The organism is Amycolatopsis sp. EV170708-02-1 (genome assembly GCF_022479115.1).
Taxonomy (GTDB): Bacteria; Actinomycetota; Actinomycetes; order Mycobacteriales; family Pseudonocardiaceae; genus Amycolatopsis.
Genome location: NZ_CP092497.1, coordinates 9,056,222 through 9,071,424 on the forward strand (window position 1 = coordinate 9,056,222; position 15,203 = coordinate 9,071,424).

9 protein-coding genes, 1 tRNA gene and 2 pseudogenes are annotated in these 15,203 nt (G+C 68.5%); 9 read left to right on the top strand and 3 right to left on the bottom strand.

The annotated features are described in order from the left end of the window. Together MJQ72_RS41560 and MJQ72_RS41565 are read right to left on the bottom strand one after the other, a co-directional pair. Positions 1-1,040: pseudogene (locus MJQ72_RS41560) on the bottom strand (trans-sulfuration enzyme family protein). Between the two features lie 25 nt (positions 1,041-1,065). Beyond that, on the bottom strand, positions 1,066-4,302 hold the full coding sequence (locus MJQ72_RS41565) for a penicillin acylase family protein (RefSeq protein ID WP_240596335.1): 3,237 nt from the start codon (positions 4,300-4,302) through the stop codon (positions 1,066-1,068). Positions 4,303-4,443: 141 nt separating this feature from the next. On the opposite strand from MJQ72_RS41565, the gene MJQ72_RS41570 reads away from it, so the two are divergent. Beyond that, positions 4,444-4,818 (top strand): FKBP-type peptidyl-prolyl cis-trans isomerase, encoded by a 375-nt coding sequence (locus MJQ72_RS41570; RefSeq protein WP_240596336.1) that lies wholly within the window; start codon positions 4,444-4,446, stop codon positions 4,816-4,818. Between the two features lie 62 nt (positions 4,819-4,880). After that, entirely contained in the window at positions 4,881-5,318 is a 438-nt protein-coding gene (locus MJQ72_RS41575; protein ID WP_240596337.1) for an SRPBCC family protein, read from the top strand. A 176-nt stretch (positions 5,319-5,494) separates the two neighbouring features. Here the strand turns inward: MJQ72_RS41575 and MJQ72_RS41580 are convergent. After that, positions 5,495-5,577: transfer RNA gene (locus MJQ72_RS41580), tRNA-Leu, on the bottom strand. A 130-nt stretch (positions 5,578-5,707) separates the two neighbouring features. On the opposite strand from MJQ72_RS41580, the gene MJQ72_RS41585 reads away from it, so the two are divergent. The 7 genes and pseudogenes from MJQ72_RS41585 (at position 5,708) to pknB (ending at position 15,168) form a co-directional block, all read left to right on the top strand. After that, the gene (locus tag MJQ72_RS41585; protein WP_240596338.1) at positions 5,708-6,958 is read left to right on the top strand and encodes a DUF3662 and FHA domain-containing protein; all 1,251 of its coding nucleotides are present in this window, start codon (positions 5,708-5,710) and stop codon (positions 6,956-6,958) included. A gap of 160 nt (positions 6,959-7,118) precedes the next feature. Next, positions 7,119-7,586, top strand: a complete 468-nt coding sequence (locus MJQ72_RS41590) for an FHA domain-containing protein (protein WP_007030429.1) — start codon at positions 7,119-7,121, stop codon at positions 7,584-7,586. Continuing rightward, positions 7,583-8,970, top strand: a pseudogene (locus MJQ72_RS41595) (PP2C family protein-serine/threonine phosphatase). Before MJQ72_RS41590 ends, MJQ72_RS41595 begins: the two are co-directional and overlap by 4 nt. Continuing rightward, complete coding sequence (locus MJQ72_RS41605) at positions 8,970-10,454, top strand: FtsW/RodA/SpoVE family cell cycle protein (RefSeq protein ID WP_240596340.1); 1,485 nt, start codon at positions 8,970-8,972, stop codon at positions 10,452-10,454. The pseudogene MJQ72_RS41595 and the gene MJQ72_RS41605 overlap by 1 nt, the downstream one beginning before the upstream one ends. Further along, positions 10,451-11,914, top strand: coding sequence for a penicillin-binding protein 2 (locus tag MJQ72_RS41610; protein WP_240596341.1), 1,464 nt, complete (start codon positions 10,451-10,453; stop codon positions 11,912-11,914). The genes MJQ72_RS41605 and MJQ72_RS41610 overlap by 4 nt, the downstream gene beginning before the upstream one ends. A 3-nt stretch (positions 11,915-11,917) precedes the next feature. Next, complete coding sequence (locus MJQ72_RS41615; protein ID WP_240596342.1) at positions 11,918-13,213, top strand: protein kinase domain-containing protein; 1,296 nt, start codon at positions 11,918-11,920, stop codon at positions 13,211-13,213. After that, positions 13,210-15,168, top strand: a complete 1,959-nt coding sequence (pknB, locus tag MJQ72_RS41620; RefSeq protein ID WP_240596343.1) for a Stk1 family PASTA domain-containing Ser/Thr kinase — start codon at positions 13,210-13,212, stop codon at positions 15,166-15,168. The genes MJQ72_RS41615 and pknB overlap by 4 nt, the downstream gene beginning before the upstream one ends. The last annotated feature ends 35 nt before the right edge of the window (positions 15,169-15,203 follow it).

Sequence of the window (15,203 nt, forward strand, 5' to 3'; positions counted from 1 at the left end):
CTAGCCGAGCGCGGAGGCCAGATCCGTCCAGAGATCTTCCGGATCTTCGAGCCCGACGCTGAACCGGACGAGCCCGGCGGGCACATGGGCGTCGCCCGCCATCCAGGCCCGCCGCTCGACCAGGCTCTCCACCCCGCCGAGGCTGGTGGCGGCGCGGATCAGCCGCAGCGACCCGATGACCTTGTCCGCGGTCTCGGCGTCCGGGAGCTCGAACGCGATCATCATGCCGGAGCCGGGATACCGCACCCGGGTGATCGCGGGGTGGTCCAGCAGCCGCGCCGCCAGCAGCTTCGCTGTACGGGTCTGCTCGGCCAGCCGCACCGGCAGGGTCCGCAGCCCGCGCAGGGCCAGCCACGCTTCGAGCGCTCCCGGCGTCGCCCCGAGCCTGGTGCGCGCGTCGCGCAGGCCCTTCGCGACGCCTTCGTCGGCCGCGATGGTGAGGCCGAGCAGAAGGTCGCTGTGGCCGCCGATGAGTTTCGTCGCGCTGTGCACGACGATGTCGGCGCCGAGGTCCAGCGGCCGCTGCCCGAGCGGGGTGGCGAACGTGTTGTCCACCGCGACCAGGCCGTTCGCGGCGGCGGCGATCGTCTCGATGTCGATGACGTCGAGCGTCGGGTTGGTCGGCGATTCGAGCCAGAGCAGATCCGCGTCCGCGGCCGCGACCCAGGCGGCCGTGTCCTCCGGCTCGATCTCGGTCACCACCAGGCGGCCGGTGCCGTGCGCGTGCGCGAGCAGGCCGCGCGACCCCGCGTACGAGAACGTCGGGACACAGACCTTCGCCCCGACCGGCAGGGTGTCGACGACCGCGCTGAGCGTCGCGATCCCCGACGCGAACGCGGTGGCGTGCCCGCCTTCGAGCGCGCCGATCGCGGCTTCGAGGGCCTCCCAGGTCGGGGTGCCGTCCTGTCGCGAGTACGCGCGGTCAGCGCCGGCGTCGAAGGTGCTCGCCGCGACGATCGGCACGTTCAGCGGCTCGCCGGGCCTTCCGGGCGTCCGGCGGCGATGGCGAGGGTGCGGGGTGACCAGTCGTTCGTGTCCACCCCGCCACCGTAAACCGTGCCCTCGCTAGTGGGCGTACACCTCGAATTCGTAGAGGGAGTAGCCGTACTTCGTCCCGCGCTGGACACCCGCCATCCGGACATGACGGCCGTCCACCGCCTCGAAGGCGACGTTGTCCGTTCCGCCGTTTCCGTCCACTATGGACGCCGCGTCCCGCCAGTTCGTCCCATCGGACGAGACCTGCACCTTGTACGCCTTCCCGTACGCCGATTCCCACTGCAGGACCACCCTGGACACGCGCTGCACCGAGCCGAGGTCCACGGTGATCGACTGGTTGTCACTCCAGTCGCTGGCCCAGCGCGTCGACAGGTTCACGTCGATCGCGTTGGACGGCGGCGAGTTGTACCAGCCGGTCTCGTGGCTGCTCGCGCTCACCGATCGGCCTGTGGCGAGGTTGGCGATGTTGTCGCCGCGTTTCGCCGGGAACTCCACTACCTGCTGGAAGGTCGGCCGGTTCTGGGTGCTGATCTTGTCCTGCGTGATGCCGCCGAGGGCGCGGTGGATGATCGTGTCGGCGCACCACTGGTCGCCCGCGGCGCAGTCGCCGTCACCGGGATAGACGGTGTTCGCGGGCTGCGCGGCCGCCTGGGTCAGCGAGTCGAGCAGCACCTGACGGCAGGTGTTGACGTCGCCGCCACCGCAGTACTTCACGGCGAGCGGGCCTGCCACGTTCTGTCCGAGGACCGAACGGATGTCCTTGTGCACATAGCCCCACCAGCCCGACTGGTACGACGAACCGGCGTGCCCCTGGCCGACGTGCTTGCCGGGAACCTCGTTCTGCCAGCCGGAAGGTGATTCGTTGATCTTCAGCACCCCGACCATGGCACCGTAGGCGGCGTCACCCATTCCGGGTTTGAACTGCGCGTTGACCAGCAGCGGCCACCAGGCGTCCATGATGCGGATCGCGTCGGCGTTGGCGTAGGCCTTGCTGCCCGGCGAGGTCTCCGAGCGCAGACCGCCCGCGGCGAGCCAGGTCTTGAGCTTCGCCACCGCGTCCGCGGCAGGTCCGGTCACCGGCGCCTTGTCGATCACCTTGAACAGTTCCGGCAGCACCTTCTCGGCGCGAAGGTCGGCCAGCGCCGCCTCCTCCATGGCCTGCGTGAGGTTCACCCGCGTCACCTTGGTGCCGCTGGAGACCATCTTCTTGACCCGCGCGTCGATCAGATCGCCGCGGTGCACGGAACTCTTGTCCGCGCCGCTGGCCGCGTAACCCTTGGCCTGCGCGTTGTTCCAACTGATGTAGTAGTCCTGGTTGATCGACTGCGGATGCTGCGAAGACGGCGTGTAGTTCGCGAGGTTGCCGTCGGGATTCCAGCCCTGCCAGTCGAATCCGGCGTCGGCCTTCACCGGCATGGCCGGGTCGACGTTCGGATTGCGGACGGGATTCGAGCCGGAGTTGAAGTAGGCGACGTCACGCGAGTCGGCGTAGAACCAGTTGTAGGTCTGGTTGACGTCGGCCGCCGCGGCCTGGAAGTCCTGCGCGGACTTGATCGCGTCCGGGTCGTTGAACTTCTGGAAGCCGATGATCGTGTCGATCTCGTGCTGGAACGTCGACCGCAGCGACGCGTACGCCACCGGTTTGCCGCCGACCAGCGCCCGGCTCGTCACCGGCCCGTACTTGGTGCGGAAGCTGCGCAGCGTGTACGAACCTTCGGCCGTCCCGTCGGCGACCGTGGGCTTCCACGCGTTCTTGCGTTCGACGATCTCGAACGGCAGGCACTGGCCGCGGAACCGGTAGAAGTTGGAGTTCTTCGTCGGCGCGGAGCCGTTCTGCTCGCACAGTTCGACGGCGTAGGTGTCGATGATGTCCTGCGACGCCGAGGTCGCGCTCCACGAATAGTCCTTGCCGCGGCCGAGCAGCACGTACATGCTGATGCCCGCGAACGAGGCGCCGCGCGCACTGATGCCGGGACCCTGGAGTTCTTGCAGCATCAGCAGTTGCGGCGCGAAGTAGCCGGCCTGCGGGCCGAAGACGGCGACGGGGTGACCGCTCGCGGTCTTGGCACCGGAGACGACCAGCGCGTTGGACATGCCGTGCTTTTCCGACAGCAGGTTCCCCGGCAGGACACCGTCGTCGAAGATGCCGCGGACGGCCTTCTGGTCCTCGGGCGCGGGAACGTCCACCTTGGCGGGCGTCGCCGTCCCGGCGGAACCGGTCGGGTCGAAGACCAGCTGCTGCCCGGTGACCGAACCCTTGTCGGGCATCGCCGCGCCCTGCGGGTTCGACGGCGCCCTGCCGTAGTCGAACGTCTGTCCATTGTGGAGGGTCTTGACGGTCTCGGGATCGTCCTCGGACCGCAGGCTCTTCCAGACCTTGTCGCCTTGTTCGAGGCCGTACTTCTCCTGCATCGCCATCTTCGCGATGGCGTTCTGCACCTCGCCGCCACCGCCGGCGCCGAACTGCGCCCCGACGACGGCCGCGAGGACGACGAGGTCGGTGAGTTTGAACGGCTCGATGGTCCCGGCGTTCGTGATCGCGTCGACGTGCCCGGTGAGCACGTACTCACCGGGGAAGTAGCGGCCGCTGTGCGCGTCGGAGATGTACTTGTTGACACCCTGGACGTAGGCCTCGGCGTCGGCCTTGCCCTGCGCGCCGCGCGGGCCACTGGCCGCGGCGTTGTCGATCTGCTTCTGCAGTTCCTGTTCGGTGTACGGCGCCGAGGCGAAGAAGCTCTGCTCGAGTTCGCGGTTGCCCTGCGCGCCGCCGGCGTACGAGGTCAGCTGGCCGCGGCCGACGCGGCGCATGATGTCCATCAGCCACAGGCGGTCCTGCGCGGCGGCGTATCCGGCGCCGTACATCGTGCCCGGCCGCGTCGTGCCGACGATCCGGGGCACACCGGTCGCCTTGTCGCGGGTGATCGTCACGTCCGAACGCGGTTTGATCGTGCTCTCGACCTGCCCGGACGGCACGCCGAACGAGGCGTCGTTGAAGAACTGGTTGATCTTGTCGGTGGTCAGTGTCTTGTAGCCGTCGGCGAGCGAGGCGTACTTGCCGAGCTGATCGGCCGAATGCGCGGGCCGGGTGCCGAACGCCTTGTGCGCCAGGATCTCGGCGAGCGTGGCGTTCCCCTTGGTGCCGGGCGGGAGGATGTCACCGCACTGGCCGCCGCAGTAATCGTCGAGCGCGGCCGCCACCACCGAGTTCTGTGGCGCCTCCACGGCGTTCGCCTGCAAAGCCGGAACGGTGCCCGCCACCAGCGTCAACCCCGCCAGCGTCGTCAAGACCCGTATGCCTCGTCGCATGAAAGACCTCCGTCGTCGGAGAGTGACGAGGCGCACACTACCCACGGGTATCCAAATTTGTGAAGACTATTCGCGTTCTTGCCACCGTTCGGCGGAACACTCGCCCTGCGGAGCCAGGACCTGCAGAGGTAGCTTGTGGGCATGTCTTTGGAGAAGCCCCAGATCGACCGCCCGGAGGGCCCCGCACCGTCCGACCTGGAGAAGTCCGACATCACCGTCGGCGAGGGCCAGGAGGCGAAGGCCGGCGACACCGTCTCGGTGCACTACGTCGGTGTCTCGCACTCGACCGGCGACCAGTTCGACGCCTCGTGGGACCGCGGCGAACCGCTGCGCTTCGGCCTCGGCGCCGGTCAGGTCATCCCCGGCTGGGACCAGGGCGTGGCCGGGATGAAGGTCGGCGGCCGCCGCAAGCTGGTCATCCCGCCGCATCTGGCCTACGGCGAACGTGGCGCCGGCGGCGTCATCAAGCCGAACGAGACCTTGATCTTCGTCGTCGACCTCATCGGCGTGAACTGATCTGATTCACCCGGCCCGGCGGATGTTCTCCGCCGGGCCTTTTTCGGGTCTACGGTGCTGTGATGAGCGTCGACGTGCGCACCGAGATCGTCATCGACGCGCCTCGTGACGAGGTCGCGGCCTACGCGGCCGATCCGTCGAAGGCGCCGAGCTGGTACGCGAACATCAAGTCGGTGGAGTGGGAAACGCCACCACCGCTGGCCGTGGGCTCGAAGATCGCCTTCGTGGCCGAGTTCCTCGGCCGCCGCCTCGCCTACACCTACGAGGTCACCGACTTCGTACCCGGCGAACGCCTGACCATGCGGACGGCCCAAGGCCCGTTCCCCATGGAAACGACCTACACGTGGACGACCGAGGGCTCCAGAACCCGCATGACCCTCCGCAACCGAGGCACCCCCGCCGGCTTCACCAAACTCGCCGCACCCCTCCTGGCCGCCAAAATGCGCAAGGCCAACACCACCGACCTACACACCCTAAAAACCCACCTGGACCAGCACTAACACCCAGGCCAGGGCCGCCAGGCCCTAGGCCAAGCCCCGTCCCAAGCCAACCACCCTGCCAACCGCCGCCGACCGCACCGTGGGGGGTCCGGGGGGCTCGTCCCCCCGGGTACTGACGACCGACGACCTCACGAAAGAGGCCCCCGTCGCGTAGCGAAGGGGGCCTCGAACAAGAGTGGGCGAGGAGGGAGTTGAACCCTCACGTCCTTTCGGACACACGGACCTGAACCGTGCGCGTCTGCCATTCCGCCACTCGCCCGAGTGCTTCGTTCTCTGACAGCTCGCAAAGCGTAGCAGGCGGATTTCACGGGTTTCACCGGGGGCCGTGTCCGACTGGCCGTACCCGGATAGGATCGACGGGGAAGCACACGTGTGAGGAGGGTTGCCCGGTGGGCCGCGTCGAACGGTTTGACAGACGGCTCGAGAACCTCGTGGGCAATACCTTCGCGCGCATGTTCGGTGGCAACGTCGTCACGCAGGAAGTGGCGGTGGCGCTTGAGCGCGAGAGCGAGGAGAACGTTCGTGAGCTGGCCGGTGGTCGACAGCTCGCTCCCAATCACTACATCGTGTCGTTGGGGCAGGCTGATCACGAACGTATGGCCGGAGACGAGCGTCGGGTCACCTCGGTGCTGGCGGAGGCGGTCAAGGAACACCTCGCCGAGCACGGATGGGACACCTATGGTGACGTCGTAGTTTCGCTCGAGCGCAACGAGGCGCTGCATACTGGACAGTTCAAGACCCGTTCGTCCGTCGATCCCGACGTCAAGCCCCACGGCGCCGAAGGTTCGTCACGGTCGGCACGACCCAGCAACGCAGGAGACCCAGCAATGAGCCAGCCCCCCGGCTACGGCCAATACGACCAGGGTGACCCGTACGGCCAGCAGGGCCAGTACGGCTACGGACAGCAGGCTGGCCAGCAGCAGCCCGGGTACGACCAGGGTTATGGCGGCCAGCAGCAGGGCGGCTACGACCAGGGTTACGGCGGCGGCGCACAGCAGCCCGGTTACGACCAGTACGGCGGCCAGCAGCAAGGCGGCTACGACCAGGGCTATGGCGGCGCGCAGCAGCCTGGATACGACCAGTACGGCGGCCAGCAGCAGGGCGGCTACGACCAGGGTTACGGCGGCGGCGCACAGCAGCCCGGCTATGACCAGTACGGCGGCCAGCAGCAAGGCGGCTACGACCAAGGTTATGGCGGCGGCGCACAGCAGCCGGGTTACGACCAGTACGGCGGCCAGCAGCAGGGCGGCTACGACCAGTACGGCGGCGGCCAGCAGCAGTACGGCCAGCCCGCCGCGGATCCGTACGCGCAGGGTGGCGGCTACGGCGGCCAGCCGGCGGCGGGCCGTGCGCTCACCGCGAGCCTCCAGCTGGACGACGGCTCGAACCGCTCGTACTCGCTCAAGCAGGGCGGGAACGTCGTGGGCCGCGGCCAGGACGCCGACTTCCGGCTCCCGGACACCGGTGTCTCCCGCCGTCACCTGGAGATCACCTGGGACGGCCAGAGCGCGACGCTCGCGGACATCGGTTCGACGAACGGCACCACCGTCAACGGCACCCCGGTGCAGACGTGGCAGCTGGCCGACGGCGATGTGATCCGCGTGGGCCACTCGTCTCTCGTGTTCCGTACGCAGGGCTGACCGGCGGCGTCCGGAGGGGGTATCGCAGAATTGCGGTGCGGGACCTGTGGTGGATCGGCACCGCGGGTCGTACGCGGAGAGCAAGACCGTTCGGAGCCGACCATCCCGGACGGCACGGGCTCTCCGCGGCGTACAGGAGAAACGGGAGCGGACACAACAAGTGCCAGAGCTGGTCGTTCAACTCACCAGGGTGGGCTTTCTCGTGCTGCTCTGGCTCTTCGTGTTCGCCGCGTTACGTGTCGTCCGTTCGGATCTGTACGCGGCCTCCGGGCTGCGAGTGGCCGTCCCGACGTTCGGCCGCAAGAAGAAGGAAAACAAGAAGCCGCGCGGCGGGAAGTCGCCGCAGCAGCTGCTCGTGACCCATGGTGCGCTGGCGGGAACCAGGATCGCCTTGGACGGCAGGCCGATCCTGATCGGCCGCGCCGACGACTCGACTCTGGTGCTGGACGACGACTACGCGTCGACCCGGCACGCCCGGATCGCCCTGCGCGGGGAGGATTGGTACGTGGAAGATCTGGGTTCGACGAACGGGACGTACCTCGACCGGGCTAAGGTCACGGCACCCCTCCGGGTCCCGCTCGGAGTCCCCATCCGGATCGGCAAAACGGTGATCGAGCTTCGCCCATGACTCTCGTCCTCCGCTACGCGGCTCGCAGCGACCGGGGCCTGGTGCGTTCCAGCAACCAGGACTCCGTGTACGCAGGTCCCCGCCTGCTCGCCCTCGCCGACGGCATGGGTGGGCACGCCGCGGGTGAGGTGGCCAGCAAGGTCGTCATCGCCTCCCTCGCGCCCCTCGACGACGACGATCCCAGCGACGATCTTCTCGCTCAGCTGCGTGAGGCCGTCCAGAACGGCAACGCCGCCATCGCCGAGCTCGTCCAGCAGGACCCGGACCTCGACGGGATGGGCACGACCCTGACCGCCGTGCTGTTCGCCGGTTCGCGGATGGGTGTCGTGCACGTCGGCGACTCGCGGGCGTATCTGATGCGCGGCGGTCAGTTCTCGCAGATCACGCGGGACGACAGCTTCGTCAACGAACTTCTCGAACAGGGCCGGATCACGCCGGAAGAGGCGGCGGTGCACCCGCAGCGGTCGCTGCTGCTGAAGGCGCTGACCGGGCACGAGGTCGAGCCGAGCCTGACCGTGCGCGAGGCCCGCGCCGGCGACCGGTACCTGATCTGCTCGGACGGCCTGTCCGGCATGGTCAGCGACGAAACGCTGTCCGAGGCGATCCAGATCCCGGATCCGCAGGCCTGCGCGGACCGGATGATCGAGCTGGCGCTCAAGGGCGGCGGCACCGACAACGTCACGGTGATCATCGCCGACGTCGTCGACGTCGACTTCGGTGAGGACGCGCCCATCGTGGGCGGCGCCGCCGGGGACGGCAGCGACGAATTCCACCAGGGCGACTCCCCCGCCGCCCGCGCCCGTGCGCTGACCCAGCCCGCGCCGCAGCCGCGGCCGGAGGTCCAGCCCCAACAGGAGGACCCGAAGGTCAAGCGCCGGAGGCGATTTCGCTGGCTGGCGGGAGCGGTGGTCGTCCTGATCGTGCTGGCCGCGGCGGCGATCGCCACGCGGTATTTCGTGCTGAGCCAGTACTACGTCGGCGAGGGGCCCGGCGAGGAGGTCGTGATCTACCGCGGCGTCCCCGGCAGCATCCTCGGCATCGACCTGCACGCCTACGAGCAGGGCTCGTGCCCCCTGGCGGACTGTGCACCGACAAGCTCCTGGTGCCCGCGCTGCAGGAGGACGCGCGGATCGCGGTGAAGAACGGCGTCAAGAAGGACAACCTCGACGACGCCCGCAAGTACATCGACGACTTCCTGCGGCCGCACAAGCAGCTGGCCGACTGCAAACCCGCCGCCAGCTCGACTTCCACGCCTCCCGCGTCGTCGCCGCCCCCGGCGTCGTCGGCATCCCCTTCGACCCCCGCCTCGCCGAGTTCGGCGAACCAGCCTGCGGGGAGGGACTGCTCGACGCCGGCACCGGCAGCACCAGGGGGCGGTAATTGATGAGCACGCCGCTCGCCGATCCGGCTTCGGCCCAGTTCGCCACGAACCCTCCGCGCGAGCTGCCCAAGCGGCGCGGGACCGAACTCGTCCTCCTGGCGTTCGCGACCTTCATCGTCACGGTCGCGCTCGTGCTGGTGGAGGCGAACCAGGAGCAGGAGCTCACCAGCTCGATCATCTGGCTGGGGCTTTCGTACCTCGCGGTGCTGACGGCGGCGCATCTGGCGGTCCGCCGCTGGGCGCCGTACGCGGATCCGGTGATCCTGCCGTGTGTCGCGCTGCTGAACGGTCTCGGCCTGGTGATGATCCACCGGATCGACCTGGCGCTCGCGGAACGCGCGGTGCAGCAGGGCAAGGAGTACACGCCGGACGTCACCAAGCAGGTGCTGTTCACGGCGATCTCGCTGGTGCTGTTCGTGGTGGTGCTGGTCGTGATCAGCGACCACCGCACGCTGACCCGCTACGGCTACACCTGCGGCCTGGTCGGCATCGTGGCGCTCGCGCTGCCCGCGGTGCTGCCGTCGAGCCTTTCCGAGGTCAACGGCGCGAAGGTCTGGATCAAGCTGCCGTTCTTCTCGATCCAGCCCGGCGAGTTCGCGAAGATCCTGCTGATGATCTTCTTCGCTTCGTTCCTGGTGACGAAACGGGACCTGTTCATGGTCGCGGGCAAGAAGATCGTCGGCGTCGAGCTGCCGCGTGCCCGTGACCTCGGCCCGATCCTGATCGCGGCCGCGGCCTGCCTCGGCGTGCTGGTGTTCGAGAAGGACCTCGGGACGTCGCTGCTGTTCTTCGGCGTCACGCTGATGATGTTGTACGTCGCGACCGAGCGGATCATCTGGGTGGTGCTGGGCGTCGGTTTCTTCGCCGCCGGCGCGATCATCGCCTACAACCTGTTCACGCACGTCCAGCAGCGTGTCCGCAACTGGATCGACCCGCTCGCCACCTACGACGACGCGGGCGGCGGCTACCAGGTCGCGCAGGGGCTGTTCGGGCTCGGCACCGGCGGGGTCGGCGGCACCGGCCTCGGCGCCGGGCGGCCGGACATGGTCCCCGAGGCCAAGACGGACTTCATCACCACCGCGATCGGCGAGGAACTGGGCTTCATCGGCCTCGCCGCGATGCTGATGCTGTACCTGATCCTGGCGACGCGCGGGATGCGCAGCGCCCTCGCGGTCCGCGACACCTTCGGCAAACTCCTCGGCGGCGGCCTCTCGTTCGCCATGGTCATGCAGATCTTCGTCGTCGTCGGCGGCGTCACGAACCTGATCCCGAACACCGGGATCACCGCCCCGTTCCTCTCGCGCGGTGGTTCTTCCCTGCTCGCGAACTACATCCTGGTGGCCCTCCTGCTCCGAATCTCCGACGCCGCCCGCAAACCCGCGGCGCGGCCGAAGCCGCAACTCGGGCCGTCGTTGCCACCGCTCGCCGAAGCCCACACGGTGATGGTGCAGCGGCCGTCCGCGAACGGTGAGGGGAGCGCCTCGTGAACACCCCGCTCCGCAAGGTCGGTATCGCCATGCTCGTCATGGTGGTGCTCCTGCTCGCCAACGCCACCTACATCCAGGTGGTCAAGGCCGACGACTACCGCACGGACTCGCGCAACCTGCGGGTGCTCTACGACGAGTACTCCCGCCAGCGCGGCCTGATCGTGACGCCGGACGGCACGGCGCTCGCGAAGGTCGAACCGTCGAACGACAAGTACAAGTTCATCCGGACCTACGCCGACGGCCCGATGTACGCGCCGGTCACCGGCTACTACTCGATCAACTACGGCTCGGGCGGCCTGGAGCGGTCCGAGGACGAAGTGCTCAACGGTTCGGACCCGCGGCTGTTCGTGCGGCGCCTGTCGGACATGGTCACCGGCCGCGACCCGCGCGGCGGGAACGTGCGGCTGACGATCAACCCGGCCGTGCAGAAGGCCGCGTACGACCTGATGACGCAGAAGGGGTACACCGGCTCGGTGGTGGCGATCGAGCCGAAGACGGGGCGCATCCTGGCCATGGTGTCGACGCCGTCGTACGACCCGAACAAGCTCGCCTCGCACGTCGGCAAGGAGCAGATCGCGGCCTGGGGCCAGTGGCGCGACGACCCGAAGAAGCCGATGCTGAACCGCGCGATCTCGGAGACCTACCCGCCGGGTTCGACGGCCAAGCTGCTGGTGACCGCGGCCGCGCTCGAGAACGGCAAGACGGCGGACATGCCGGTCAACACCGCGCCGAACGTGAAGCTCCCCGGCACGCAGACGACGCTGGAGAACTACGGCGGCGCGGCCTGCAAGGGCAGCACGCTGAAGGAAGCGCTGCGGTACTCCTGCAACGTGCCGTTCGCCGAGCTCGCCGGCGAACTCGGCAAGGACAAGCTGAACGCGACGGCGAAGAACTTCGGCGTCGGCGAGGATCTGGCCGTGCCGATGCGGGTCGCGGCTTCCTCCCTCGGGCCCCTCGAGTCGAAGGCGGCGCTGTTCCAGAGCGCCATCGGGCAGCGCGACGTGCGGCTGACCCCGATCCAGGACGCCCTGCTTTCGGCGACCATCGCCAACAACGGGATGGCGATGAAACCGCAGCTGGTGCAGGCGCTGCTGGCGCCGAACCTGTCGACCATCGAGGACTACAAGCCGACCGAGCTGACCGGTGACGCCGCGATGTCCAGCGCGAACGCCGCGATCCTGCGCGACATGATGCTGGCGTCGGAAGAGAACACGAAGGGCGCGGGCAAACGAGGCGACATCCAGATCGCCTCCAAGACCGGCACCGCCGAGCACGGCAACGACCCGAAGAACACCCCGCCGCACGCCTGGTACACCGGGTTCGCGCCGGCGATGGACCCGAAGATCGCCGTCTCGGTGATCGTCGAATCCGGGGGTAACCGCGGGCTCGAAGCGACCGGTGGCACCGTGGCCGCGGAGATCGGCCGCGCCGCCGTCAACGCCATGCTCGGGGGTGGATAGCGGATGCTGTCCTCGGGTCAGCTGCTGGCCGACCGGTACAAGCTGACGAACCGGATCGCCGTCGGCGGGATGGGCGAGGTCTGGCAGGCCAGTGACACGCGGCTGGACCGGACGGTCGCGGTCAAGATCCTCAAGGCGGAGCTGTCCGGGGACGCCGAATTCCTGCACCGGTTCCGGACCGAGGCGCGGATGACCGCGTCGCTGAACCACCCCGGCATCGCCGCGGTGCACGACTACGGCGAGACGGTCGCGGACGAGCTGTCGATCGCGTATCTGGTGATGGAGCTGGTCGAAGGCGATCCGCTGGCCGCGATCATCACCCGCGAAGGACGGCTGAACGCCGAGCGCACCCTGGACATCCTGGAGCAGGCCGGTAACGCGCTGCAGGCCGCGCACGAAACCGGTCTTGTGCACCGCGACGTCAAACCGGGCAACATCATGGTGACCCCGGCCGGCCAGGTGAAGATCACCGACTTCGGTGTCGCGAAGGCCGCCGACGCCGCCCCGGTCACCAGGTCCGGCATGGTGATGGGCACCGCCCACTACATCGCCCCCGAGCAGGCGCTCGGGCACAACGCCGAACCCGCGAGCGACGTCTACTCGCTGGCGGTGTGCGGCTACGAATGCCTCACCGGGCACCGGCCGTTCCTATCGGAGAACGCGGTGACGGTCGCGATGATGCATATCCGCGACCTCCCGCCGCCGCTGCCGCCGGACGTGCCGCCGGGCGCCCGCGCGGTGATCGAAGCGACCCTGATCAAGGATCCGCGTCAGCGGTACAACAGCGGCGGCGAGTTCGCGGCCGCCGTGGCCGCGGTCCGCGCGGGCCTGCCCCTGCCGACCCCGTCGGGACTGGTCAACGTGGCGTACTCCGCGGGGCAGCCCGTGATGCAGCCCGGCCCGCATTCCCCGCCGAACCCGATGGCGGCGGTGGGACCCGCGTCGCATCCGGCGATGCACCCGGTGACCGGGCCGCCACCGATGGCGGTCCGCCGTCTGCCCGGCAGACGGCCACAATGGGGCTGGTGGCTGCTGCTCGCGGTGATCCTGATCGCAGTACTGGTGGCAGGAGCCTTCCTCATCGTGAGACTGGTCGGTTCGGGCAACGGACCGCAGTCGGGCGGCGTGGAAACGAGTGAACACGCGCCGGCTCCGGGTAAGAAGTCCGAAGGTCCTCCGCCGACATCCGCCTACCCCGCGGCACCGGCGGAGGGCGGCACCGAGGAGCCGGCCGGACAGGCGAATCCAGGAATGATGAGCAGCAAACCTTGGACGGAATGGAACGGCACGCAGAGATGAGCACACCAAGACTGCTCAGCAACCGCTACGAGCTGGGCGAGACGCTCGGCTACGGAGGCATGTCCGAGGTCCACCACGGCCACGACGTGCGCCTGGGCCGGGAGGTGGCGATCAAGATCCTGCGTGCCGACCTGGCGCGGGATCCCCAGTTCCAAGAACGTTTCCGTCGCGAGGCACAGAACGCGGCGGCACTGAACCACCCGGCGATCGTCGCCGTCTACGACACCGGCGAGACGAACACCGAGTTCGGCCCGCTGCCCTACATCGTGATGGAGTACGTCGAAGGACGGACTCTGCGCGACATCGTGAAGACCGAAGGCCCGATGTCGCAGAAGCGGGCCATGGAGGTCATGGCCGACGTCTGCGCGGCACTCGACTTCTCACACCGGCACGGCATCGTGCACCGCGACGTCAAACCGGCCAACGTGATGATCACGAAGAACGGCGCCGTCAAGGTGATGGACTTCGGCATCGCGCGCGCCATGCACGACGGGCAGTCCGCGATGACGCAGACCGCCGCGGTGATCGGCACGGCGCAGTATCTCTCGCCGGAGCAGGCCCGCGGTGAGTCCGTCGACGCGCGTTCCGACGTCTACGCCGCCGGCTGCGTGCTGTACGAACTCATCACCGGCGAGCCGCCCTTCACCGGCGACTCGCCCGTGGCGGTGGCGTACCAGCACGTCCGGGAAGACCCGAACCCGCCGTCGTCGGTGAACCCGGCCGTGGCGCCCGAGCTCGACGCCGTCGTGCTCAAGGCGCTCGCGAAGGGCCCGGCGAACCGCTATCAGTCGTCCGCGGAGATGCGTTCGGACCTGGTCCGGACGCTGTCCGGTCAGCGGCCGGCCGCGCCGATGGTGATGTCGGAGGACGAGCGCACCCAGGTCATGGACTCCGACCGCCGGGTGCCGCCGCGCTACGACCAGTACGAGGACGAAGACGAAGACCCGGCCGCGAAGAAGAAGCGCCGGGCCTGGCTCATCGCCGGTCTCGTGGTCTCGCTGGCCGCCGTGGTGCTGCTGATCATGTGGCTGATGGGCGCGTTCCAGGGCGCCGGTGCGGAGAGCAAGGCGATCCCGAAGGTGGTCGGGCAGTCCGAGGTCTCGGCGAAGGACACCCTGCGTGGCGCGGGGTTCAACTCACTCGACACCAAGAAGATCACCTGCACCGGTGAGTCCGTGAACGGCCAGCCCTCGTGCGACGAGAACCAGATCGACAAGGTCATCTCGATCAGCCCAGGCGAGGGGCAGGTGACGCCGACCTCGGACAAGATCACGCTGACCGTCGGTGCGAAGCCCGGCAAGGTCAAGACTCCGGACCTCAAGGGCAAGACCGTTGCCGAGGCCACGGCCGCGCTGACCGAGGCCGGTCTGAAGCTCGGTGCGACCACCGAGGAAGAGACCGAGGACACGAACCAGGCCGGCAAGGTCATGTCGCAGAACCCGAGTTCGCAGGCCGAGGTGGATCAGGGTTCCAAGGTCGACATCACGGTCGGCAAGTCCAAGGAACTGAAGACGGTCCCGAACTACAAGGGCAAGACTCAGGCCGAGGCCGAAGCCGGGCTGAAGGCGGCCGGGTTCACCCCCCAGGTCACCACCGTGGACTCCGACCAGCCCAAGGGCACCGTGATCGACCAGACCCCGAACGGCGGCAAGCTGGCCGTCGGCAGCGTGGTCAAGCTGTCGGTGTCGAACGGCAACCAGGAGACCTTCGACATGCCGAACCTGAAGGGCATGACCGAAGAACAGGCCACGCGGCAGCTGCAGCAGCTGGGCTGGAACGGTCAGCTGGACACGCAGGCCGACAAGAGCGGTGACAAGGACCTGGCGGGCAAGGTCAGCAAGACCAACCCGCAGGCCGGTTCGAAGATCGCGAAGAACGCGCCGATCACGCTGTTCATCGTGGAAGGTGACGAGACGCCGACGTCGTCGAGCTCGCGGCTCTTCCCGCCTCCGTGATCCAGCGCTGAGGTGAAAGGGCCCCGCACGGTTTC